This window comes from Pelagerythrobacter aerophilus (genome assembly GCF_003581645.1).
Taxonomy (GTDB): Bacteria; Pseudomonadota; Alphaproteobacteria; order Sphingomonadales; family Sphingomonadaceae; genus Pelagerythrobacter; species Pelagerythrobacter aerophilus.
Genome location: NZ_QXFK01000005.1, coordinates 53,216 through 74,486, shown reverse-complemented (window position 1 = coordinate 74,486; position 21,271 = coordinate 53,216). Strand labels below are relative to the sequence as shown.

Annotated in this window: 23 protein-coding genes; 17 read left to right on the top strand and 6 right to left on the bottom strand. The window is 67.5% G+C overall.

Features of this window, described 5'->3' with window-relative positions; all coding sequences use genetic code 11:
- Positions 1-43 precede the first annotated feature (43 nt).
- From greB to D2V04_RS01185, 3 genes are read left to right on the top strand one after another with little or no spacing between them, the layout of a single operon-like run.
- Entirely contained in the window at positions 44-556 is a 513-nt protein-coding gene (gene greB, locus D2V04_RS01195; RefSeq protein WP_119511554.1) for a transcription elongation factor GreB, read from the top strand.
- Positions 557-600: 44 nt separating this feature from the next.
- Positions 601-1,122, top strand: coding sequence for an invasion associated locus B family protein (locus D2V04_RS01190; protein WP_119511553.1), 522 nt, complete (start codon positions 601-603; stop codon positions 1,120-1,122).
- Positions 1,119-1,835 carry a 2OG-Fe(II) oxygenase gene (locus tag D2V04_RS01185; protein ID WP_119511552.1) on the top strand — a complete coding sequence of 239 codons (717 nt, stop codon included), beginning with the start codon at positions 1,119-1,121 and terminating at the stop codon, positions 1,833-1,835. The genes D2V04_RS01190 and D2V04_RS01185 overlap by 4 nt, the downstream gene beginning before the upstream one ends.
- 59 nt (positions 1,836-1,894) lie before the next feature.
- On the opposite strand, the gene D2V04_RS01180 is transcribed toward D2V04_RS01185, so the two are convergent.
- Complete coding sequence (locus tag D2V04_RS01180) at positions 1,895-2,566, bottom strand: outer membrane protein (RefSeq protein WP_119511580.1); 672 nt, start codon at positions 2,564-2,566, stop codon at positions 1,895-1,897.
- 267 nt (positions 2,567-2,833) lie between these two features.
- Here D2V04_RS01180 and rlmN point away from each other — a divergent pair, with 267 nt between their 5' ends.
- Positions 2,834-4,069 carry a 23S rRNA (adenine(2503)-C(2))-methyltransferase RlmN gene (rlmN, locus tag D2V04_RS01175; RefSeq protein WP_119511579.1) on the top strand — a complete coding sequence of 412 codons (1,236 nt, stop codon included), beginning with the start codon at positions 2,834-2,836 and terminating at the stop codon, positions 4,067-4,069.
- A 2-nt stretch (positions 4,070-4,071) separates the two neighbouring features.
- The gene (locus D2V04_RS01170; RefSeq protein ID WP_119511551.1) at positions 4,072-4,662 is read left to right on the top strand and encodes a class I SAM-dependent methyltransferase; all 591 of its coding nucleotides are present in this window, start codon (positions 4,072-4,074) and stop codon (positions 4,660-4,662) included.
- 3 nt (positions 4,663-4,665) lie between these two features.
- Here the strand turns inward: D2V04_RS01170 and D2V04_RS01165 are convergent, their stop codons facing one another.
- On the bottom strand, positions 4,666-5,028 hold the full coding sequence (locus D2V04_RS01165) for a winged helix-turn-helix transcriptional regulator (protein WP_228766189.1): 363 nt from the start codon (positions 5,026-5,028) through the stop codon (positions 4,666-4,668).
- A gap of 102 nt (positions 5,029-5,130) precedes the next feature.
- Here D2V04_RS01165 and D2V04_RS01160 point away from each other — a divergent pair, with 102 nt between their 5' ends.
- The 9 genes from D2V04_RS01160 (at position 5,131) to D2V04_RS01120 (ending at position 14,187) form a co-directional block, all read left to right on the top strand.
- Complete coding sequence (locus D2V04_RS01160) at positions 5,131-5,727, top strand: FMN-dependent NADH-azoreductase (protein WP_119511549.1); 597 nt, start codon at positions 5,131-5,133, stop codon at positions 5,725-5,727.
- A 142-nt stretch (positions 5,728-5,869) separates the two neighbouring features.
- Positions 5,870-6,244: a glycine zipper 2TM domain-containing protein gene (locus tag D2V04_RS01155; RefSeq protein ID WP_119511548.1), complete on the top strand. Its 375-nt coding sequence runs from the start codon at positions 5,870-5,872 to the stop codon at positions 6,242-6,244.
- Between the two features lie 177 nt (positions 6,245-6,421).
- Complete coding sequence (locus D2V04_RS01150) at positions 6,422-6,838, top strand: glycine zipper 2TM domain-containing protein (RefSeq protein ID WP_119511578.1); 417 nt, start codon at positions 6,422-6,424, stop codon at positions 6,836-6,838.
- Positions 6,839-6,947: 109 nt separating this feature from the next.
- Positions 6,948-7,727, top strand: a complete 780-nt coding sequence (locus D2V04_RS01145) for an SDR family oxidoreductase (protein ID WP_119511547.1) — start codon at positions 6,948-6,950, stop codon at positions 7,725-7,727.
- 51 nt (positions 7,728-7,778) lie between these two features.
- Positions 7,779-9,098 carry a cyclopropane-fatty-acyl-phospholipid synthase family protein gene (locus tag D2V04_RS01140; RefSeq protein WP_324186831.1) on the top strand — a complete coding sequence of 440 codons (1,320 nt, stop codon included), beginning with the start codon at positions 7,779-7,781 and terminating at the stop codon, positions 9,096-9,098.
- A gap of 35 nt (positions 9,099-9,133) precedes the next feature.
- The gene (locus tag D2V04_RS01135) at positions 9,134-10,399 is read left to right on the top strand and encodes an SAM-dependent methyltransferase (RefSeq protein WP_228766188.1); all 1,266 of its coding nucleotides are present in this window, start codon (positions 9,134-9,136) and stop codon (positions 10,397-10,399) included.
- A 96-nt stretch (positions 10,400-10,495) separates the two neighbouring features.
- Positions 10,496-11,719, top strand: a complete 1,224-nt coding sequence (locus D2V04_RS01130) for an argininosuccinate synthase (RefSeq protein WP_119511545.1) — start codon at positions 10,496-10,498, stop codon at positions 11,717-11,719.
- Positions 11,720-12,589: 870 nt separating this feature from the next.
- Positions 12,590-13,141 carry a septal ring lytic transglycosylase RlpA family protein gene (locus D2V04_RS01125; RefSeq protein ID WP_228766187.1) on the top strand — a complete coding sequence of 184 codons (552 nt, stop codon included), beginning with the start codon at positions 12,590-12,592 and terminating at the stop codon, positions 13,139-13,141.
- A gap of 557 nt (positions 13,142-13,698) precedes the next feature.
- Entirely contained in the window at positions 13,699-14,187 is a 489-nt protein-coding gene (locus tag D2V04_RS01120; RefSeq protein ID WP_119511544.1) for a hypothetical protein, read from the top strand.
- Positions 14,188-14,955: 768 nt separating this feature from the next.
- Here the strand turns inward: D2V04_RS01120 and D2V04_RS18265 are convergent.
- Positions 14,956-15,090 (bottom strand): hypothetical protein, encoded by a 135-nt coding sequence (locus D2V04_RS18265; protein ID WP_267463434.1) that lies wholly within the window; start codon positions 15,088-15,090, stop codon positions 14,956-14,958.
- Between the two features lie 285 nt (positions 15,091-15,375).
- Between D2V04_RS18265 and D2V04_RS18385 the strand changes: the two genes are divergently transcribed.
- Positions 15,376-15,900: an SH3 domain-containing protein gene (locus D2V04_RS18385; RefSeq protein WP_182849611.1), complete on the top strand. Its 525-nt coding sequence runs from the start codon at positions 15,376-15,378 to the stop codon at positions 15,898-15,900.
- 28 nt (positions 15,901-15,928) lie between these two features.
- On the opposite strand, the gene D2V04_RS01110 is transcribed toward D2V04_RS18385, so the two are convergent.
- From D2V04_RS01110 to uvrA, 3 genes are all read right to left on the bottom strand, one after another.
- Positions 15,929-16,123 (bottom strand): hypothetical protein, encoded by a 195-nt coding sequence (locus tag D2V04_RS01110; protein ID WP_119511543.1) that lies wholly within the window; start codon positions 16,121-16,123, stop codon positions 15,929-15,931.
- On the bottom strand, positions 16,095-16,652 hold the full coding sequence (locus tag D2V04_RS01105; protein ID WP_119511542.1) for a hypothetical protein: 558 nt from the start codon (positions 16,650-16,652) through the stop codon (positions 16,095-16,097). The genes D2V04_RS01110 and D2V04_RS01105 overlap by 29 nt, the downstream gene beginning before the upstream one ends.
- Positions 16,653-16,738: 86 nt before the next feature.
- Complete coding sequence (gene uvrA, locus D2V04_RS01100; RefSeq protein ID WP_119511541.1) at positions 16,739-19,666, bottom strand: excinuclease ABC subunit UvrA; 2,928 nt, start codon at positions 19,664-19,666, stop codon at positions 16,739-16,741.
- 167 nt (positions 19,667-19,833) lie between these two features.
- On the opposite strand from uvrA, the gene D2V04_RS01095 reads away from it, so the two are divergent.
- Complete coding sequence (locus D2V04_RS01095; protein WP_119511540.1) at positions 19,834-20,472, top strand: HdeD family acid-resistance protein; 639 nt, start codon at positions 19,834-19,836, stop codon at positions 20,470-20,472.
- Positions 20,473-20,683: 211 nt separating this feature from the next.
- Complete coding sequence (thpR, locus tag D2V04_RS01090) at positions 20,684-21,217, top strand: RNA 2',3'-cyclic phosphodiesterase (protein WP_119511539.1); 534 nt, start codon at positions 20,684-20,686, stop codon at positions 21,215-21,217.
- The last annotated feature ends 54 nt before the right edge of the window (positions 21,218-21,271 follow it).

The following is a 21,271-nucleotide window of genomic DNA, read 5'->3' as shown; positions in this document are numbered from 1 at the left end:
TCGCGGCTTTTGCCGGGGCGAGGAATCTTGTTAAGGGCGTCCGGTGAGCAGCGCCCCGACCAATCCGATCACGCCGGCAGGCCTCGCCGCGCTCAAGGCGCGGTACGATCGCCTGCTTGGGACCGAACGGCCGGAAATCGTCGAGATCGTGAGCTGGGCAGCCGGCAACGGCGACCGGAGCGAAAACGGCGATTATCTCTACGGGCGCAAGCGCATGCGGGAAATCGACCGCGAACTCGCCCACCTCGCCCGGCGCATGAAGGCCGCCCGGGTGGTCGACCCGGCGGATCAGCCCGACCGGAGCCGCGCCTTCTTCGGAGCGACGGTGACGCTCGCGGACGAGGACGATGCGCGGAAGATCGTCACTCTCGTCGGCGATGACGAGCAGGATGCGAGTTCGGGCCGCATCGGTTGGTCCAGTCCTCTCGCACGCGCCCTTCGCGGCGCGACGGTTGGCGATCTGCGCACGGTGCGTCTGCCGGGCGGAGAGAAGGAATGGGAAGTTGTCGCGATCGCCTATCCCACGCCCGTCGTCCCTGTGGCGGCAAGGGCCTAGAGGGCGTGCGTGAAGCACCTTACCCCTTGCCGGCAGAGCTCCCGATGACGGCGCAGCGCCTGCTCTCGCAGGGGCGACGACTCTGTTTTGCGGCGATAGCGGCCCTCGCCCTTGCCGCACCGCTCTCCGCGCGCGACAGCCTTGGCGTGTTCTCGAACTGGGGCGCTTTTCGCGACCCGGGTGTGCCGCGCTGCTATGCCATCGCCCAACCCTTCGAGAGCGACAGAGAGGGCGACTACCGCGCCTTCGCCAGCGTCGGCACCTGGCCGCGCAGGAACGTGCGCGGCCAGGTCCACTTGCGCCTGTCGCGTAAGCTCGCGGAGGATGCGGCGATCACGCTCACGGTCGGCGACAGGCGCTTCGAGTTGACCGGTGGCGGCGGCGATGCCTGGGCGCGCGACAAGGCGATGGACGCGGCCATCGTGGCCGCGATGCGCGCGGCCGGGCGGATGACCGTCACCGCCCGGGATTCGCGCGGCCGGCGCTTTTCCGATCGATACGACCTCACCGGCGCCGCCACCGCAATCGACGCCGCCACCGTCGGCTGCGCGCGAGTGACCTCATGACCGATTTTCATCCCGCTTCCTCGCCCAAGCAGATCGCTGATGCGGCACATGCCTTCGCCCGGGATGGCCGCATTCGAATACCGGACTTCCTCCAACGCGAGGCGGCGGAGGCGCTGCACACCTTCCTGCAGGCCGCCCCTTGGTGGAGGACCTTCAACCAGGGCGAGCGAACCTGGGACCTCGGCCCGGAATCGATCGAAGTGCTTACGCCCGAGCAGGCGGCGCAACTCGAACAGGCGATCCATGAAGGGGCTCGAAAGGGCTTTCAGTACCTCTACGAGACCGTGCGAGTCTCGGAGCAATCGTCGGAACGCTCAGGGCGTGGATTTCCCGTCGATCGCCTTTTGGAGGCGATGAACAGCGCGCCGGCGCTGGCGATGTGGCGGGAATTGACGGGCGACCCAGATGTGGGATTGGTCGACGGTCAGGCCACGCGCTATCTGCCAGGGCATTTCCTGACGCGTCACGACGACGATGTCGAAGGCAAGAACAGGGTCGCTGCCTATGTTCTCAACCTGAGCCCGGGATGGCAGCCCGAATGGGGAGGCCTGTTGCAGTTCCACGATGCCGCGGGTGAGGTGACCGGGGCGATGGTTCCAGGTTTCAATGTCCTCAACCTCTTCCGCGTCCCCCAGTCGCACAGCGTGTCTATCGTCGCGCCCTTCGCGCCGGCGCCCCGCTACTCGGTCACCGGATGGATTCGCCGCGGCTGATATGAAAAGGGCGGAGCCGAAGCCCCGCCCTTCCCGTCTTATTGGCGTTGTGCCGCGGCTCAGAAGCGATAGCCGACCGACGCCATGACCTGGTGACGGTCGAGGTCGACGTCGAAACGCTCGCTGTCGGGCAGCGTGTCTTCCATGTCGATCTCGGCTTCCGAATAGTTCGAGTAGCGATACTCGCCCTTCAGATACACGCCGTTACCCATCGCGTATTCCACGCCCCCGCCGATGCGGTAGCCGTCGGTGTCGATGTCGTTGCTGAACTCGGTCGTGCCGTCGTTCGAAAGCACGTCGAACTTTGCATTAGTGTAACCGCCCTTCGCATAGACCAGCGTGTTGGGCGTGGCCTTCACACCGGCGCGCAGGCCGACATAGAGGTCGCGGTTCGCCTCGATATTGCCGAGTCCGAAGCCTTCGAAATCGCCGTTCTCGAATTCGGTATCGGCGGTCGAGTCCATATACTCGCCCTCGATACCGACCACCGCGCCGCCGGTGTCGAGGTCGTAACCGACTTCCACACCGTAGCCGACGCCTTCGATCGACTGGTCGTTGTTGTCCTCGTTGGCATCGTCGTCCACGCTGCTTCCGGCGCCTGTCTGGTCATATCCGACCAGAACGCCGGCACGCGGGCCATGGAACGGCGAATCCTCGTTCGATTGCGCCATCGCGGGTGTGGCTAGGGCCACAAGCGACCCGGTGGCGATGAGTGCTATCGTCTTTTTCATACCTACTCCGTGGGTTATCCGGCGCTTGGCCTTGCGGCCGCCCGCCTGGACCACCTCAACGGCGATGCCCACGAACCGGTTTCATTAACCTAACACAACGATATTTGTGTTGTTTCTCAGTCACATATTGAGCGACGAACTGCCGGATTTCGTCGACAAAGCGCCGGAACGTCGTCTCCCGCCGCGGGGTGGTGTTTACTCGCCGATCCCGCCCTTCACCCGACAGCCTTTGCCTTGGCGCGCCCGCGCCCCTATATGCGCGCGGCCATGGCCGATACCGCACTTATGCCCATCCCCGGACAAGTCGATCCGGTTCCCGTCGCGCGCGACATCACGCCGCGCGCCGACGGCCGCGCCGATCTGATCGGCCTGCCCAGAACCCGCATTGCGGAACTGTTCGTCGATGCGGGGCTCGATGCGAAACAGGCGAAGCTGCGCGCGAAGCAGGTGTATCACTGGATATATCACCGCGGCGCGACCGAGTTCGAAGCGATGACCGACATCGCGAAAACCATGCGCCCTTGGCTCGCGGAGCGCTTCGTCGTCGGCCGGCCCGACGTCGTCGAGGCACAGCACTCCAGCGACGGTACGCGCAAGTGGCTGCTGCGGACCGCCGACGGGCACGAGTTCGAGATGGTCTTCATTCCCGATGCGGACCGCGGCACGCTGTGCGTGTCGAGCCAGGTGGGGTGCACCCTCAACTGCCGCTTCTGCCACACCGGCACGATGAAACTCGTGCGCAACCTGACGCCGGGCGAGATCGTCAGCCAGGTCATGCTCGCGCGCGATGCGCTGGGCGAGTGGCCACGCGGCCGGATGGACGTCGGCGAGGACGCCGACGAAGCCGAATACACCGCAGACGGGCGCCTGCTGACCAACATCGTGATGATGGGCATGGGCGAACCGCTCTACAACTTCGACAATGTCCGCGACGCGCTCCGCCTCGTCATGGACGGCGACGGACTCGCCTTGTCGAAGCGGCGGATCACGCTCTCGACCAGCGGGGTCGTGCCGATGATGGAACGTTGCGGGGAGGAGATCGGAGTCAACCTCGCCGTGTCTCTTCACGCGGTGACCAAGGAAATCCGCGACGAGATCGTTCCGCTCAACAAGAAGTACGGCATCGAGGACCTGCTTGCGGCTTGCGCCGCCTATCCGGGCGCTTCGAACGCACGACGCATCACGTTCGAATACGTGATGCTCAAGGACAAGAACGACAGCGACGAGCACGCTCGCGAGCTGGTCCGGCTGCTCAAGCAGTACAAGCTGCCGGCCAAGGTCAACCTGATCCCGTTCAATCCCTGGCCGGGCGCGCCCTACGAATGCTCGACGCCCGAGCGGGTGAAGCGCTTTTCCGAGATCGTGTTCGAGCACGGCATCAGCGCCCCGGTCCGCACGCCGCGCGGACGCGACATCGACGCAGCCTGCGGCCAGCTCAGAACCGCGGCGCAGAAGAAGAGCCGTGCGGAACGCGACCGCGAGGCCGCTGCGGCAGCCGCATAGGCGTGAGCGACGCGGCAACCCTCGCGTTCTACGAGCGTGAGGCGCCGCGTTATACTCTTGGCGGGGCACAAGGGCCCAGCCGTCACCTTGACGCATTCCTCGATCGCCTGATTCCCGGCGCACGTATTCTTGAAGTGGGCTGCGGCGGCGGGCGTGATGCGGCACGGATGATCGCGCGCGGCTTCGATGTGGACCCGACCGACGGGTGCCTCGCTATGGCGAAGAAGGCTCAGGAGCGGCTCGACCGTCCTGTGCGTGTGATGCGGTTCGAACAACTTGGGGCCGATGCAGCTTACGATGCGGTCTGGGCCCATGCTTCGCTGCTCCATGGCCCCCTCAGCGAACTTTCCGACGTTTTGAAACGCGTCGCGCGCGCGCTCCGCCCGGGGGGCTGGCATTTCGCGAACTACAAGCTCGGCCATGGCGAGGGACGCGACTGCTTCGGGCGCTACTACAGCTTCCCGACCGAGGACGATCTATGCACGGTCTATCGCGAAGCCGCGCCATGGCAGGCGGTTGTGGTGGATCGCTACCAAGGAAGCGGCTTCGACGGCGTGGCAGCAGACTGGCTGGCGCTCGTCATGCGCGCCTGAACCTCATTCCTCGGCATCGAATCGCGCGCGTGCCGAATCAATGTGGGAACGGTTCTCCATCGCCCAGACACCGAGCGCGGCGACCGGTTCGCGCAGCGAGCGGCCGAGCATGGTGAGCGAATAGTCGACCCGCGGTGGAACGCTGGGCGTCACCTCGCGGTCGACCAGCCCGTCGCGCTCCAGGGCGCGGAGCGTGCGGGTGAGCATGCGTTGCGAAATACCGTCGATCGCGCGGCGCAATTCGTTGAAGCGCATGGGGCCGGCCGAGAGGCTCATGACCACCTGCATCGACCACTTGTCGCCCACCCGCGCGAGAATGTCGTTCACCGCCTGGCAGCGGATCGGCGAATGTTCGGCGTCGGTCACATCGGTGTGCCTATCGGACAGCAATGTGCCTTCTTGCGCTGAGATAGAGACAGTTTCCATATGGCCCCTAGTTATCATCCGTAACCAAGGAAAGCAAAGCTCATGCAGATTCTCCGTATCGACAGCGCCACCACCGGAGCGAACTCGGTCAGCCGCGTTCTCACCCAGGCGATCGCCGACCATCTGACCGCCAAGCATCCCGAGGCGACGCTGATCGAGCGCGATCTCGTCAGCGATCCGCTGCCGCATATCGATTCGATCACGACCGGCGCGATCCGCATGCCGCAGGACAGCCACGACGAGGCGATGGCCGCCGCCTTCCCCGCCGAGCGCGCGGTGCTCGACGAGTTTCTCGCGTCCGACATCGTGATCGTCGGTGCGCCAATGTACAATTTCACCATTCCCAGCCAGCTCAAGGCATGGCTCGACCGCCTGGGCGTTCCCGGCGTGACGTTCACCTACAAGGATGGCGCACCGCAAGGCCTGGCCGGCGGGCGGCGGGTGATCATCGCCTCCTCCCGCGGCGGAGCGTACGAGATCGGCGGCGCGGCCGAGCACCAGGAGACGCTGCTGCGCGACTTCTTCGCCTTCATCGGTATTCCCGATCTCGAGTTCGTCCGGGCTGAAAAGATCGGCTTCGGACCCGACATTCGCGACCAGGCGATCGCCGATGCGAAGGAACTGATCGCGCAGCTCTGAGACAGGGGTGCAACGGTTCGCCGCACACCCGCATCGCCTTGTCTGACGTCGTTCTCGGGCACGAGTTTGTTCATCTGGGGTTGGGGATCGATGAACAAGTTGAGCCGTAATGGCTCTGGAAGCCCAATTAGGGAGTCGAAAGATGAAGAAGATGCTGTTTGCTATCGCTGCCGCCTCGATGGCGGTGACTGCCACCCCCGCGATGGCCGATCCGCCGCCGTGGGCCCCGGCGCACGGCAAGCGAGCCAAGGACGCGCAGCTCTATGATCGGTACGGGCGCTACTACGAGCCCCGCCGGATCACGCGCAGTTCGTACATGTGGCGCGGTGACGACGGCCGCTACTACTGCCGCCGCGACAACGGTACGACCGGCCTCGTGATCGGCGCGGGCGTCGGCGCGCTGGCCGGCCATGAAATCGCCGGCCGCGGCGACAGGACGCTGGGCGCTATCCTCGGCGGCGCGGTCGGCGCGATCATCGGCCGCGAGATCGACCGCGGCAGTCTGCAGTGCCGCTAGCCGCAAGTCGGGATCGGGACGGGCACGCCTGACAGGCGGCTCGTCCCCTCCCGCCAACTGCACGCTTCACCGCAGCCTGGCCGAAGGTGACATTTGTTCATCCGGTGTTGTGGATCGACCGACGAGACCGCCGGCACACGCGCAATCCCGCATCCGAAAGGAGATAGAACAACAATGATGAAGAAGACGCTTTTCGCCGCTGCCGCAGTGGCCCTTTCGGCGACCGCCGTCCCGTCCATGGCGGTCGAGCTCCCGGCGCCGACGCAGACGACCGTCGCAGCCCATACCGATGTCTCGGCATCCTACGACCGCGACCGCCGCTGGCGCGATCGCGATCGTTATGACCGCCGCGGCCGCTACCGCGAACCGCGCCGCATCACGCGCGGCTCCAGCATGTGGCGCGGGCGCGACGGCCGCTACTACTGCAAGCGCGACAACGGCACGACCGGTCTGGTGATCGGCGCCGGCGTCGGTGCGCTGGCGGGTCACGAGATCGCCGGTGACGGGGACCGCACCCTCGGTGCGATCCTCGGCGGCGCGCTCGGTGCGGTGGTCGGACGCGAGATCGACCGCGGCAGCCTCAAGTGCCGCTGATACCCGGCCGGGCCTGAACGCGAGCAGGATCCGGCAGGAAGGCGCGTCGTCCACCGGACGGCGCGCCTTTTCCTTTGCGCGGCGCGGCGCCTGTGCTTGAGTGAACGCGATGGATCAAGGTACGCAAGACCGCCCCGCAATCCTCGTTACCGGCGGAGCCAAACGCATCGGGGCGGCGATCGCACGCCGTTTCGGCGAAGCGGGTTGGCACGTCGTGATCCACTACGGCCGCTCGGCTGCTGAGGCGGAGGTGCTCGCAACGTCCCTCCCCTCGGCCGAAACGATCCAGTGTGATCTTGCCGACGGCGACGCGGCAGTGGCCATGGTCGAGCAGCTCGCCGCACGGCTGCCCGACTGGCGCGTGCTGGTGAACTCGGCCTCGACCTTCCGGCTCGACGACGTCCGCGCGCTCGACCCGGCGACCTGCGACGCCGCCATGCAGATCAACGCGGTGACGCCCGCGCGCATGACGCAGACCTTCCTCGCCCGGGCGACGGCACGGGGCGGGCGGCGCGTGATCCAGATGACCGATCAGAAACTCGCCAATCCCAATCCCGACTTCTTCAGCTACACGATGAGCAAGCACGCCGCCGCAGCCGCCGTGCGGATGCTGGCGATGGGGCCAGCGCAGCCTGCGGACCGCGTCTATGCCCTCGCCCCCGGCGCGATCCTCGCGAGCCACGACCAGAGCGAGGCGGAGACTGAAGTCTCGCACCGCCTCAACCTGCTCAAGCGCAAGACCGGTGTGGACGAGGTCGCCGATGCCTGCCTCTGGCTTGCCGAAGGATGGCTCGCCAGCGGGGAGACGCTCTACGTCGACAGCGGCCAGCACCTCCTCGCCCAGCCGCGCGACGTGATCTACCTCGCGCGTGAGGATGTGCGGCCCTAGCGGTTTGGTTGACAGCACGCGGCCGCTCGGGCGAAGCTCGACCCAGACGCAATGGGAGATGCGCCAGGCATGTGGCTGCTCGACAAGTTCCTGAAATCGGCGATCAAGCGCGGCAAGCTCATCGTCACCGACCACGACGGCAAGATCTACGACTACGGCCCGGGTCCGGCCACCGATGCGAAGGGGGCCATCCGCATCACCCTGACGCACCCCAAGGCTGCCGCGCACATCGCCCGCTATCCCCAACTTGGGGCAGGTGAGGCTTTCATGTGGGGCTGGCTGGTCGTGGAGCCCCCACACGATATCCGCGACATGATCCTGTTCGTCACCGAGAACACCAAGTCCATCGGCGACAAGGCGATCCAGTCGCAGGGCCTGCTGCGCCGCGCCGCTCAGAAGGCAATCGCGAAGCTCGACGGGGTCAACCTCAAAAGCAAGGCGCGCAAGAACGCGGAGCACACTTACAACCTCACCCGCGCGCTCTACGAGCGCTTCCTCGACGAGGACCGGCAGTACACCATGGCGTACTACCGCGACCCTTCGAACAGCCTCGAGAAGGCGCAGATGGACAAGAAGGCGCACATCGCCGCCAAGCTCCATCTGCAGCAAGGCAAGTGCGAGGGCATGCGCGTGCTCGACATCGGCTGCGGCTGGGGCGGTCTCGCGCTCTACCTGCACAAGATGTACGGGGTGGAGGTGCTCGGCGTCGCCCTCGCACCCGACCAGATCGCCTTCTGTCAGGAGCGCGCCGAGGCCGAGGGTGTGGCCGACAAGGTCAAGTTCGCGCTGATGGACTACCGCGACGTCGAGGGGCAATTCGACCGCATCACCAGCGTTGGCCTGCTCGAGCATGTCGGCACGATCCACTACCCGCAATTCTTCCGCCACACGCACGAGCTGCTCAAATCCGACGGGGTCATGTTCAGCCACTGCTGCGGCCGCGCCGGCCCGCCGGGGTTCACCGACGCCTGGACGCGCAAGTACATCTTCCCGGGCGGCTACATCCCCGCCCTCTCGGAACTCGTGACCGAGAGCGAGAAGGCCGGCTGGCAAGTGATGGACGTGGAAGCGATGCGTTTCCACTACAGCCACACGCTGGAGGAATGGTACAATCGCACAGTGATGCACCGCGAGGAAATCACCGCGATGTACGACGAGACCTTCTACCGCATGTGGCTGTTCTATCTCGCCGGCGCCGAGCAGAGCTTCCGCAACGGCACCCTGGTCAACTGGCAGATCCAGTACGTGAAGGACCGCGCGGCTATCCCGATGACACGAGACTACATGTACGAGGAAAGCGCACGCTTGCGCGAGCGGGGCGAAGTGCCGGACTGGCGCTTCGATCCGGCGCTGCGGGAGGCGGCGGAATAGCGCAGACTTGGTAATCCGGTCCAACGGGTATTGGTATGACGATGAACGCAGCTTCGCTCTTCGACAAAATCATGGGCCGCACGGTACGTTCCGGCCGGCTGACGGTCGTACATGCCGACGGCCGGCGCGCCGAATTCGGCGAGCCTGCGCCGGGCTATCCGAATGTCGCGGTTCGCCTGTCGGATGACCGGGTTGCGCGCGACATCCTGCTCGACCCCAGCCTGGGCGCGGCCGAGACGTTCATGGACGGCCGCCTCGTGATCGAGACCGGCGACGTGATGCAGCTCGTCGAACTGATCCGGAGGAACGCCCCGTGGGAAGCGGGCGCGCGCCTTCACCCGCCGAGCCCGCTACGCCGCCTGAAGAACCGGATCGGATTCACGGCGGAGTCCATCAACCAGTCCCGCTCGTCCAAGCGCAACGTCGCGCATCACTACGACATCGGAAACGACCTCTACCGCATGATGCTCGATGCGGAACACATGCAGTATAGCTGCGCCTACTGGCCGCGCGAGGACATGACCCTGGGTGAAGCGCAGGAGGCCAAGCTCGCCCACATCGCCGCCAAGCTCCTGCTCGAGGATGGCCAGAGCGTGCTCGACATCGGCTGCGGCTGGGGCGGCATGGCGATCTATCTCGCGCGCCATTTCGATCTGCGGGTCAAGGGGATCACCTTGAGCGAAGAGCAGATCGCCCTCGCCCGGCAGCGTGCCGAGGAGGCGGGCGTGGCCGACCGGGTGGAGTTCGAGCTGATCGACTACCGCGACCTCGCGGCACGCGGGGACAGGTTCGACCGGATCGTCTCGGTCGGCATGTTCGAGCACGTCGGACGGCCGCAGTTCGAGACGTTCTTCCGCGCCAGCGCCGGACTGCTGGCGGGCGACGGGGTCATGCTGCTCCACACCATCGGCCGGATGGGCGGCCCCGGCACAACCGATGCCTTCACCCGCAAGTACATCTTCCCCGGTGGGTACATCCCGGCCCTCAGCGAAACGGTCACGGCAAGCGAGAAGGTCCGGCTGATCGCCGCCGATATCGAGATGCTCCGCCTGCATTACGCCCGGACCCTGCGCGCCTGGTACGCCAACTGCGAAGTCAATCGCGCCGAGATCGAGGCGATGTTCGATCCGCGCTTCTACCGCATGTGGACCTTCTATCTCGCCGGCGCGACGGCCGCGTTCGAAAGCGGCAGCATGTGCAACTACCAGATCCAGTTCACCCGCAACCGGCACGCTCTGCCCCTCACCCGCGACTATATGGGTGAGGCGGAGGCGAACCTGAGCCATCAAACGGGCAAGTAGCGCTCCGCCGCCCCCAACCGCTTCTCCGTTGCCGCGCCGGGCGGCGCCTGATACCGGCCCCGCCGGAATTACGGCCGGAATCACGGAGCCCAACGAATGTCGGATATCAAGCGTGTCGTCCTCGCCTATTCGGGCGGTCTCGATACCAGCGTCATCGCCAAGTGGCTGGAGGTCGAGCGCGGGCTGGAGGTCGTCACCTTCACCGCCGACCTCGGCCAGGGCGAGGAGATCGAGCCCGCGCGCGCCAAGGCCCGAGCGATGGGCATTCCCGACAAGCACATCTTCATCGAGGACCTGCGCGAGGAATTCGTGCGCGACTTCGTGTTCCCGATGATGCGGGCCAATGCGCGCTACGAAGGCGACTACCTGCTCGGCACCTCGATCGCGCGGCCGCTGATTTCCAAGCGGCTGGTCGAGATAGCCCGCGAGACAGGAGCAGACGCGATCTCCCACGGCGCGACCGGCAAGGGTAACGATCAGGTCCGCTTCGAACTCTCGGCCTACGCGCTCGACCCCGACATCAAGGTGATCGCCCCGTGGCGCGAGTGGGACCTCAATTCGCGCACCGCCCTGATCGCCTGGGCCGAAGCGCACCAGATCGCGGTGCCGAAGGACAAGCGCGGCGAGAGCCCGTTCTCGACCGATGCGAACCTCCTCCACACCTCGTCCGAAGGCAAGGTGCTGGAAGATCCGTGGGAGGAGACGCCCGATTACGTCTACTCGCGCACCGACCATCCGGAGGAAGCGCCCGACACGCCGGAATACATCACGATCGACTTCGAGAAGGGCGACGGCGTCGCGCTGAATGGCGAGGCGATGAGCCCGGCAACGCTGCTCGCCGCGCTCAACGATCTCGGCCGCAAGCATGGCATCGGCCGGCTCGATCTGGTCGAGAACCGGTTCGTCGGGATGAAGAGCCGCGGGATGTACGAGACCCCCGGCGGCGAGATCTACGCCCGCGCCCACCGCGGGATCGAGCAGATTACCCTCGACCGCGGCGCGGCGCATCTCAAGGACGAGCTGATGCCGAAGTACGCCGAGCTCATCTACAACGGCTTCTGGTTCAGTCCCGAGCGCGAGATGCTGCAGGCGGCGATCGACCTCAGCCAGGCGAAAGTCAGCGGCACCGTGCGGCTCAAGCTCTACAAGGGGCTCGCCAGCGTGGTCGGGCGCAAGTCGCCGAACTCGCTCTACTCCGAGGCGCACGTCACGTTCGAGGACGATGCCGGGGCCTACGACCAGAAGGATGCGCAGGGCTTCATCCGACTCAACGCGCTGCGGCTGCGGCTGCTGGCGCAGCGGGACAAGACCGCCGGCTGACTTGGCTGGCTGACTTTGCGACAAGCGGTTGACTTATCCACTCGTGTCCACAGCGAAATCTGCGGAAAGTGGATAACTGCGGGCTTGCCAACTTGCCCGACTCGTTTTTCGGGCGCAGTTTCAAGACATCGAAAGGGCTGCGGAAAGCTTCGAGTTTGACGGTCTAGCGACCTGAAAACATGGAAACTTTCCAGACCATTTCGACGTGACGGAAACTGTCCGCGCGGTCTTCGAGGGACACCTGCAGAAGGTTTCGGCCGGATGCAAGGGCACCGCTTGAGAAGGACGCGAAAGCAATGCCGTCGCGAGGCCGGACGATCCGGTCGGAGGTCGAGGAGCTGCGAAGGTGCGAGCCTGCGCAGAACCGTTCGAGATCGCCGGCCAACACGGTTCGACCGGTCGCGGAACTGCCGAGCGGCTGAGGAAAGGTCTTCGGACCCGCACTCGCCGCCCGACGGAACCGGATGCCGGCGCGAGCGCCGGTGACAGAAGCGAGAGGTCCGGTTCGCCGGACAGCCGCTGAAACACCGGCGCCAAGCGCTTCCGCAAATGGCTCTGCCAGGACGGAAGACCACGCATCGGTGAGAGTGGGGTCGGCAGCGATGCCGGCCCCATTTGCTTTCCGGCCCTGATTTTCCTCGCTTTTCCTCGCTTTCTTTCTCTTTCCCTCCGCCCTGCCGCCCGAAACGGGCCTGCGAATCGGCTTCCGAACGGCCCGGCGAGGCGGTTTGGCGGCCCGATCGCATCGGTGGCGGCGCCCGAAAAAGTCGCCTTGCGTTCCCCGAAGCGGGACGAGTCGAACGAGATTCGGGGCGAGCGGCCTGCCGGGTGGTGCCGCGGCCGGATCGCAGCGGGTATAGCCCCACCGCTATGGACGGGACCAAAGCCCACCTCCGCCGCCAGCGGATGCGCGCACTCGCCGGGCTCGGCGCGGCGCTGATGCTGACTGCCCCTGCCGGCGGTCCGGCGCTCGCCGATACCGGCGCGCCGACCGGCAAGGACACCACCCCCCTCGCCGCGCAGTACGCCGTGCCGACCGCGACGATGATTCGCATCGCGCCGACCGTGAGCGCGGTCGAGACGATCGCGCTCGACCCGCCGGCCGCGCCGGAGGAACCCGCGATGCGCTCGCTCGGCAACGGCATCGCATCGTACTACGGCCGCCGGTTCCACGGCCGGCCGACGGCGAGCGGCGAGCGGTTCGACATGAACGGCCTGACCGCTGCGCACCGCACCTTGCCCTTCGGCAGCAAGGTCCGCGTGACCAACCCGCGCACCGGCAAGTCGGTCGTCGTGCGGATCAACGACCGCGGCCCGTTCTCCGGCAAGCGCACGATCGACCTCTCGCGCGCCGCGGCCGAGGAAATCGGCCTGGTCCGCGCCGGGCACGGGCAGGTCGAGCTCGAGCTGTTCGAAGAGTAATCGCCCGGGCGCCTGCCGCCCGTCGCCACCCCCTCCTCACCGCCGCCGCCGCAAGCAGGGACCCCGCTGGGAGCAAGGCCCCTGCCGCGCGACGGACCGGTCGTCCGGTCGACGTGCTGTCCTGAGCGGACGGGAGACGGCGCGCGAGCCCGGGGGAGGGGGAGAGGGAAGGCCGCGCGTCGCCTCTCCCCGCAGCAATCCCCCCCTGCCCCGCCGGGTCCGCCGCAATCGGCGAGCCGTGCGCTCCCTGCGACGGCAGCGGCGGGTCCACCCCGGCGCGGGACGAGCCGCACGCGCGCCGCCTCCGCCGGTCGGGCGCTGTTGACACTTGCGACACGGTGGGCGGCGGGTGTGGGAGAGGTTTCGAGCACCTCCTCCCCCTCTTCCGATCCCCCGCGCAGGCGGGGGTCTCGGGCCGCCTGGTCGTCGGGTGTGAGAACGTCCTCTGGCGAAGCGCTCGCGGCCTGAGGTCCCCGCCTGCGCGGGGACTCGGGGTCGTTCGCTTCCTCTCCGCCGGGCGCCCTTTCGCCCAGGATCGCGTCGAGCCTCGCCAGACCTTGCGCCTGCCAGGCGTCGTAGCGTGCGGCGGCTTCCGCTTCGGCGCTGGCGACGGCGGCGCAGCGGGCGGCGTGGTGTTCCTCCTCGGCGCGCAGGGCTTCCTCCGCGGCCGGATCGGGCGGGTCCTCCCCGGCGTGGTCGTCCTCCGCTCCGCCCTCGCCGGCATCGTCCCACAGGTCCCACCGGTCGTCGGGCTCGGCGAAGAGGTCGAGCGTGCGGTCGCGGACATGGGCGAGGCACTCCTCGCGCGTCGGCGGCAGGTCCGCGTGCGCCGCGAGGCCGTAGGGGTCGCGCGCGCGGGCCGCCCCGGCCAGATCCTCGGGCGGCGCGTGCCCGGCCAGCACCGCGAGCAACTCGTCGAACCGCTCGGCGCGCGCGGCGGCGGCATGGTCCTGCTCCCCCCCCCCGGTCGAGCCGGCCGAGGTGCGCGAGGAGCAGCCGCGCGTCGTGCTTGCGCGAGGTGGCGACGTGCTCGCCGCGCACGATGACCGGCACCTCGATGCCGTGGAGCGCGCGGGTGGCGAGCTCCGCCTCGGCCTGCGCGCGCGTGGACCAGCGCCGCCTCCCACAGCCGCGCGAATTCGGGATGGCGCCGCCGCGCGCGATAGGCGGTCTCGCGGCTCACCCCGACCCGCGCCGCGGCCGCGCGCACTTCGCCGCACGTCGCCAGCGCGTCGAGGAACCGCACCCGCCGCGCGGTATCGAACACGCGCGAATGGGCGAAGGGATCGGCCGCCTCCCTCGTCTCGATCGCCGCCGGCGGATCGTCCGGCAGCCATCCGCCGGGCCACGGCTTGCTGCCGGGCTCCGGCCTGAGCGCGACACCGTATTCGGCGAGCCGGGCGTTGAGCGCGGCGTCGGAGAGCGGAGCGCCTGCAACTTCGGTGGCAGGCTCAGGCTCCCACCCGCGCCCCGCCGGATGCCGGAGTCCGCGCGCGAGCCAGTCCTGCAGGGGGACGCGGTCATCCCCCTCCCCTTTACGGGAGGGGTTAGGGGTGGGCCTGTCCTCAGGCGGCCCCTCGGAACCCACCCCGCTGCGGCAAGTCTCGCTCCCCTCCCGCTCGCGGGAGGGGGCGCTGTCACACGGATCGGGAATGTCGCCGGGGAGCGTAAAGCGGTCGAGCGGCTGGTCGGTCATCGGTTCTACTCCTTATGGAACAAAGAGAGAACTGAGTCTTTATGCAGAAACGGGGCATGTAGGAAAACGGTTTTTTGCGCGGGCCCGCGGCGCGTGCGGGAGGCGCGGGCCGGCGAGATCAGAGGGTGGCGGAGGTGTCGTCCCCATCCCCCCTGCGGCGCCCGCGGCGGACGAGCCACTCGGACACCGCCAGCGCAAGCGCGAGGAAGACGGCGGCGATGGCGACAAAGGCGGTAATGAAAATCGGGGACATGGTTGTGCTCCGGTTTGTGGCGGGAGCTTATCCAAGTCTCTCGAGCGCCGGCGGCCAGGAGTGTTGCCGGCGATGGGAGGGGTGTACCGGAGATTGGGGGTGCTGGCTAATTAATTCGGGTAGGAGGCGGGACGCGAGGCGATCGGCACACGACCCGCCCGACGCCGACACGCTGTGCCCTCCCCTCCCGCTCGCGGGAGGGGCCAGGGGTGGGCCCAGTCAACCCCGATCCGCTGCGACTTGCATGATGTCGGTTTTGGTTCATTATTCGCCGGGGGGAGTCAGATGGCACGATCGGCAAGTGCAAAGGGGCTGGGATGGTTGTTGGCCATCGTATTGGGCATATCGGTCCTCGGCCAGTGCTCTGACGAAGACGCGGCTGACAGCGTGGGAGCGAACGATGCTCCCATGGGCCTGGCCGATGACTTCCCCGAACCGACGCGCGCACCGCCAGGCGGCAACAACCTAACATTCGATGGCGGCGACACAGTCTACGTGACAGCGAACTCGTTAAACGGACGGTCGGAGCCATCACGGCGAGGTAGCGTAATTGCCACCATACCCCACCGCACGTCCGTCCAGATTATTCAGCGGTCCGGGACCTGGACGCAAGTCAAAGCCCCTGGTGGAGACGTGTGGGTTTCAAGCGATTATATTTCGCGCACTCGCCCCGCACCGCGCCCGAGATACACTCCTCCGCTGCGAAGTTATGGCGGCAATTGCCCTTGCAGTGGTAGCAACGTGTGCATTGGCCCTCGCGGCGGACGCTATTGCATTACATCCGGCGGCAACAAACGATATGGCGTTTGACTGCGGGAACGCAGGACCCTCGCCTGGCTCACCACTCCCCGCCGCTCTCCTCGATCGCCCTTAGCAGTGCGCGCTTGCTGGCGGTGCGGCTTTTTCCCGCATTGCGCGGCGGGTCGGGCAAGCCGAGCGCGGCCTTGCGGGCGGCGAGCTGGCGGGCGAATTCGGGCATGTCGAGGCGGCGGCCGGTCCAGCCGTCAGCCGTGCTCGAGCGCTTCGATGCCATAGTCGCCTCCTGTCTCTTCCCGGATGCGGCGGTCAAGATAGGCGCGATCAAGCGAGGATTGAAGCGCGAACAGTGTGCGCGCCTGGGCGAGCCGGTCGGGCGCGCTGCGCGAGGCGTATTGGCCCATGCGGTCGGCGATCAGGTCTTCGACCGAGATCACGACGAAGGCCCCCGCTCCGGTGTTCTCGACCAGAACCAGCGTCGCCGGGTCCGCGGCACCGTCCAGCGGGGTATCGGCGACGACCTCGAACCCGAGTTTCAGGTCGGGATGAATCCAGCCCTTCAGCATCTGCCCGGTGCCGGAAGGCCGGACGAAGCCGAGCTTCATCATCTCCTCTTCCAGCTCCGGCTGGCGTAGGGTGCAGAGGTCGAAATCACCGGTGCTTATCGCGCTCTGCGAATAGAATTCCGCCGCCGCGCCGCCGACGAGTATTGGACGGCGCAGACCGCGGGCGACCATCGCCTCGCTGACCTGCGCCAGGAGCCGCAGCGCGGCTTCAAACTCGGGGCGGTAGAGGCTTTCGCTCATGCCGATGTCCTACACGCTTCGTGCCTTCGCGTCTTTGCGCGAGATTGGCCCTCCACCACTCCCCGTCGCGAGACGATGAAGAGGATTTATGCGGCGGGTTCCTTTGCACGGGAGAGCATCGGCTTCAAATACCGCCCCGTATAGCTCGCCGGCGTCGCCGCGACTTCCTCCGGTGTCCCCTGCGCCACGATCTCGCCGCCGCGAACGCCGCCGCCCGGGCCGAGGTCGAGGATGTGGTCGGCGGTCTTGATGACGTCGAGGTTGTGCTCGATCACCACCACCGAGTTGCCCTGGTCCACCAGGCGGTGGAGCACTTCGAGGAGCTTGCGGACGTCCTCGAAATGGAGGCCGGTGGTCGGCTCGTCGAGGATATAGAGGGTCTGGCCGGTGCTGCGGCGGCTGAGTTCCTTGGCGAGCTTCACCCGCTGCGCCTCCCCGCCCGAGAGCGTGGTCGCCTGCTGGCCGACCTTGACGTAGCTGAGGCCCACCTCGTTCAGCATGTGCATCTTGTCGCGGATCGGGGGGACGGCCTTGAAGAACTCCTCCGCATCCTCGATCGTCATGTCGAGCACGTCGGCGATGGAGAGGCCCTTGAACTTCACCTCCAGCGTCTCGCGGTTGTAGCGCTTGCCGTGGCATTCCTCGCAGGTGACGTAGACGTCGGGCAGGAAGTGCATCTCGATCTTGATCAGCCCGTCGCCCTGGCACGCCTCGCACCGGCCGCCCTTGACGTTGAAGCTGAAGCGGCCCGGCTTGTAGCCGCGCGCCTGGCTTTCGGGCAGGCCGGCGAACCAGTCGCGGATCTGGGTGAAGGCGCCGGTGTAGGTCGCCGGGTTGGAGCGCGGGGTGCGGCCGATCGGCGACTGGTCGATCTCGATCACCTTGTCGCAGAATTCGAGGCCGGTGACCTTGTCGTGCGGGCCGGCGATCACGCGCGCGCCGTTGAGCGCGCGGGCCGCGGCGGCGTAGAGCGTGTCGATGGTGAAGCTCGACTTGCCCGAGCCGGAGACGCCGGTGACGCAGGTGAAGGTGCCGAGCGGGATGCTGGCGGTCACGTCGCGCAGGTTGTTGGCGCGCGCGCCGTGGACGGTGAGCTGGTGCCCGTTGCCCTTGCGGCGCTTTTCCGGGACCGCGATCTCGCGCCGGCCGGTGAGGTAGTCCGCGGTGAGCGAGCCCTTGGCCTTGAGGATCTGCTTGAGCGTGCCCTGCGCGACCACCTCGCCCCCGTGGACGCCGGCGCCGGGGCCGAGGTCGACCACGTGGTCTGCGGCGCGGATCGCGTCCTCGTCGTGCTCGACCACGATCACCGTATTGCCGAGATCGCGCAGGCGCTTGAGGGTTTCGAGCAGCCGGTCGTTGTCGCGCTGGTGGAGGCCGATCGAGGGCTCGTCGAGCACGTAGAGCACGCCCGAGAGGCCGGAGCCGATCTGGCTGGCGAGGCGGATGCGCTGGCTCTCGCCGCCCGAAAGGGTGCCCGAGGTGCGGTCGAGGTTGAGGTAGTCGAGCCCGACGTTGTCGAGGAAGCCGAGCCGCTCGTTGATCTCTTTCAGGATCGCCCGGGCGATCTGCGCCTGGGTCTCGCTCAGGTGATCTTCCAGCGCGAGGAACCAGCCCTTGGCGTCGGCGACGCTCATCTTGGTGGGGGTGGCGATGTCGGTCGGGCCCTCGGCGCTCGGGACCTTCACCGCCAGCGCCTTCGCGTTGAGGCGCTTGCCCCCGCAGGTCTCGCACGGCTGCGCGGTCTGGAACTTGGAGAGCTCCTCGCGCATCCACGCGCTCTCGGTCTGGAGCATGCGGCGGTTGAGGTTGCCGATCACCCCCTCGAACGCCTTGCGCACCGTGTACTGCTTGCGCCCGTCCTTGAAGGTGAGCGGGACCGCGCGGCCGCGGGTGCCGTGGAGGATGATGTCGCGGTGTTCCTCGCTGAGCTCGTTCCACGGGGTGGTCAGATCGAACCCGAACTCGGCCGCGAGGCTGGCGAGGACCTGCATGTAGTAGGGGCTCGGCGGGTTGGACTTGGCCCACGGCACGACGGCGCCCTGCTTGAGCGTCAGCGCCTCGTTGGGCACGACGAGCTGCGGGTCGAACAGCTGCTTCTCCCCCAGCCCGTCGCACGTGGCGCAGGCGCCCTGCGGCGCGTTGAACGAGAATAGCCGCGGCTCGACCTCCTCGATCGTGAAGCCGGAGACCGGGCAGGCGAAGCGTTCGGAAAAGACGATGCGGTTGGGCGGGAGCCCCGCGCCTTTCATCGCGCCGCCGCTGTCCGCCTCTCCCTCACGCCCGGGAACGACGCCATCCGCTAGATCGACATAGGCGAGCCCGTCGGCCAGCTTGAGCGCCTGCTCGAAGCTGTCGGCCAGCCGCGTCTCGAGCCCCTGCTTCACCGCGAGGCGGTCGACCACGACCTCGATGTCGTGCTTGTACTTCTTGTCGAGCGCTGGCGCCTGCTCGATCTCGTACATCTCGCCGTCGATGCGGACGCGGGTGAAGCCGGCCTTCTGCCACTCGGCCAGTTCCTTGCGGTACTCCCCCTTGCGCCCGCGCACGACCGGCGCGAGCAGGTAGAGCCGCGTCCCTTCGGGCAGCGCCATCACCCGGTCGACCATGTTGGAGACCGTCTGCGCCTCGATCGGCAGCCCGGTCGCCGGCGAGTACGGCACGCCCACCCGCGCCCACAGCAGGCGCATGTAGTCGTAGATCTCGGTCACCGTCGCGACGGTCGAGCGCGGATTGCGGCTGGTCGTCTTCTGCTCGATCGAGATCGCTGGGCTGAGGCCGTCGATATGCTCGACGTCCGGCTTCTGCATCATCTCGAGGAACTGGCGCGCATAGGCGCTGAGCGATTCGACGTAGCGCCGCTGCCCCTCGGCATAGATCGTGTCGAACGCGAGGCTCGACTTGCCCGAGCCCGAAAGCCCGGTGATCACGATCAGCGCATCGCGCGGCAGATCGATGTCGATGCCCTTGAGGTTGTGCTCGCGCGCGCCGCGCACGGAGATTTTCGTGAGAGCCATGAAGTGCCGTGTTCCTGAAACGTTCGCTCGGGTCAAGAGGGTGTGACGCGCCGAGCCGGTGCACCGGGGATATGGTCAGCCGCACCCTCACTTGCAACGCCTGCGGAACCCGCGCCGCGCCGGCACATTGGCTTTCCGAAGGGGTTTTGCCGAAGGAAGAGGGCACCATGGCCACCGCGAGCGATTCCACCACGGCTGATTTCACCGACCGTCTCCCCGCCCGCAACTGGGGCTGGTTCGCGCTGCGCGGCGTGTTGCTGCTGGTGCTGGGCGTGCTGTCGCTCGCCTTTCCCGGCCCGGCGCTGTTCGCGTTCGCGCTGGTCTTTGCGATTTACTGCTTCGTCGACGGGGTCTTCGCCCTCGCCAGCGGCGTGCGCGGGGCGCGGCGGAAGGAGGAGCGCTGGTGGGCGCTGATCCTCGCCGGCGTGCTGGGGATCGCGGTGGGCGTGGCGTTCGTGCTGTTCCCGGGGCTCGGCACCCTTGCCTATGCCCTCACCGCGATCGCGCTGATCGCCGGCTGGGCGGTGGCGAGCGGCGTGCTGCAGATCGTCGCCGCCTGGCGCCTGCGCCGCGCGATCGAGGGCGAATGGCTGCTGATCGCGTCCGGCGCGCTGACCGTGCTGCTGGGCGTGGGCCTGATCGTGTTGCTGATGGTCGCACCGACCCCGACGCTGCTGTCGGTCGCCTGGATGATCGGCGTGTGGGCGCTGATCGCCGGCGTAGCGCTGCTGGTGCTGGCCTTCCGCCTGCGGCGCTATGGGCGTGAGCGCGGGGCGAACGCGGCGAATGGCGACGGGGGGTCATAGCGTAGTTTCGTCTGCGGCACCGGCACCGGGCCCACCCCGCTGCGACTAGGGCCTGCTGTGCAGACCCAGTCTCGCTCCCCTCCCGCAAGCGGGAGGGGTTGGGGCGATTGACTTCCCCCCTCCCGCTTGCGGGAGGGGTTGGGTGGGCTGGCCTGGAATGCGCCAACCACTCGGGATGCGACCCCGGTCACGACCTGCTAAGGCCGCCCCCATGCACCGCCTGTTCGCCGCCCTGCCCTTGCCGATCGAGATCACCGACACCCTCCTCGATACCATGGACGAGATCGAGGCGGCGCGGTGGCAGTCGGAGGAGCAGCTTCATCTGACCTTGCGGTTCGCGGGCGAGCTCGATCCGCGGCAGGGGGAGGATCTGGTCGCCGCGCTGTCGCGGATCGAAGGGGAGCCGTTCGATCTTCAGATTCGCGGCGTCGGGCACTTCGAGCGCAAGGGGCGGCCGCATACCTTGTGGGCCGGGATCGCGCCGAGCGAGCCGCTGGCGGTGCTCCAGCGGCGGGTCGAGCGGGCATGCCGCGCCGCGGGTCTGCCGCCGGAGACGCGCAAGTTCGTGCCACATGTCACGCTCGCCCGGCTCAACAGCGGCAGTGGGCCGATCGGGGGCTGGCTGGCGGACAATGCCCTGCTTTCGGCCGGGCCGTGGCGGGTGGAGAGCTTCGCGCTCTACGAGAGCCGGCTGACGCCCTACGGCTCCGATTACGAGCGGCTGGAGGATTTCGCGCTCGGCTGACCCCGGGCAGTCCTGCCTCGGCCAAGCCCTTGCATTCGCCCTCAATCTCCGGTT

Bases quoted from the DNA above. Each gene is read 5' to 3' on its own strand.
- D2V04_RS01155 (WP_119511548.1), top strand. From the start codon at position 5,870: ATGAAGAAGATGCTGTTTGCTATCGCTGCCGCCTCGATGGCGGTGACT.
- D2V04_RS01105 (WP_119511542.1), bottom strand. From the start codon at position 16,652: ATGAGCGAAAGCCTCTACCGCCCCGAGTTTGAAGCCGCGCTGCGGCTC.
- thpR (WP_119511539.1), top strand. From the start codon at position 20,684: ATGCACCGCCTGTTCGCCGCCCTGCCCTTGCCGATCGAGATCACCGAC.
- D2V04_RS01145 (WP_119511547.1), top strand. From the start codon at position 6,948: ATGGATCAAGGTACGCAAGACCGCCCCGCAATCCTCGTTACCGGCGGA.
- D2V04_RS01110 (WP_119511543.1), bottom strand. From the start codon at position 16,123: ATGGCATCGAAGCGCTCGAGCACGGCTGACGGCTGGACCGGCCGCCGC.
- D2V04_RS18265 (WP_267463434.1), bottom strand. From the start codon at position 15,090: ATGTCCCCGATTTTCATTACCGCCTTTGTCGCCATCGCCGCCGTCTTC.
- D2V04_RS01130 (WP_119511545.1), top strand. From the start codon at position 10,496: ATGTCGGATATCAAGCGTGTCGTCCTCGCCTATTCGGGCGGTCTCGAT.
- D2V04_RS01180 (WP_119511580.1), bottom strand. From the start codon at position 2,566: ATGAAAAAGACGATAGCACTCATCGCCACCGGGTCGCTTGTGGCCCTA.
- D2V04_RS01095 (WP_119511540.1), top strand. From the start codon at position 19,834: ATGGCCACCGCGAGCGATTCCACCACGGCTGATTTCACCGACCGTCTC.
- D2V04_RS01150 (WP_119511578.1), top strand. From the start codon at position 6,422: ATGAAGAAGACGCTTTTCGCCGCTGCCGCAGTGGCCCTTTCGGCGACC.
- D2V04_RS01140 (WP_324186831.1), top strand. From the start codon at position 7,779: ATGGGAGATGCGCCAGGCATGTGGCTGCTCGACAAGTTCCTGAAATCG.
- rlmN (WP_119511579.1), top strand. From the start codon at position 2,834: ATGGCCGATACCGCACTTATGCCCATCCCCGGACAAGTCGATCCGGTT.
- uvrA (WP_119511541.1), bottom strand. From the start codon at position 19,666: ATGGCTCTCACGAAAATCTCCGTGCGCGGCGCGCGCGAGCACAACCTC.
- D2V04_RS01135 (WP_228766188.1), top strand. From the start codon at position 9,134: ATGACGATGAACGCAGCTTCGCTCTTCGACAAAATCATGGGCCGCACG.
- D2V04_RS01160 (WP_119511549.1), top strand. From the start codon at position 5,131: ATGCAGATTCTCCGTATCGACAGCGCCACCACCGGAGCGAACTCGGTC.
- D2V04_RS01190 (WP_119511553.1), top strand. From the start codon at position 601: ATGACGGCGCAGCGCCTGCTCTCGCAGGGGCGACGACTCTGTTTTGCG.
- D2V04_RS18385 (WP_182849611.1), top strand. From the start codon at position 15,376: ATGGCACGATCGGCAAGTGCAAAGGGGCTGGGATGGTTGTTGGCCATC.
- D2V04_RS01185 (WP_119511552.1), top strand. From the start codon at position 1,119: ATGACCGATTTTCATCCCGCTTCCTCGCCCAAGCAGATCGCTGATGCG.
- D2V04_RS01125 (WP_228766187.1), top strand. From the start codon at position 12,590: ATGGACGGGACCAAAGCCCACCTCCGCCGCCAGCGGATGCGCGCACTC.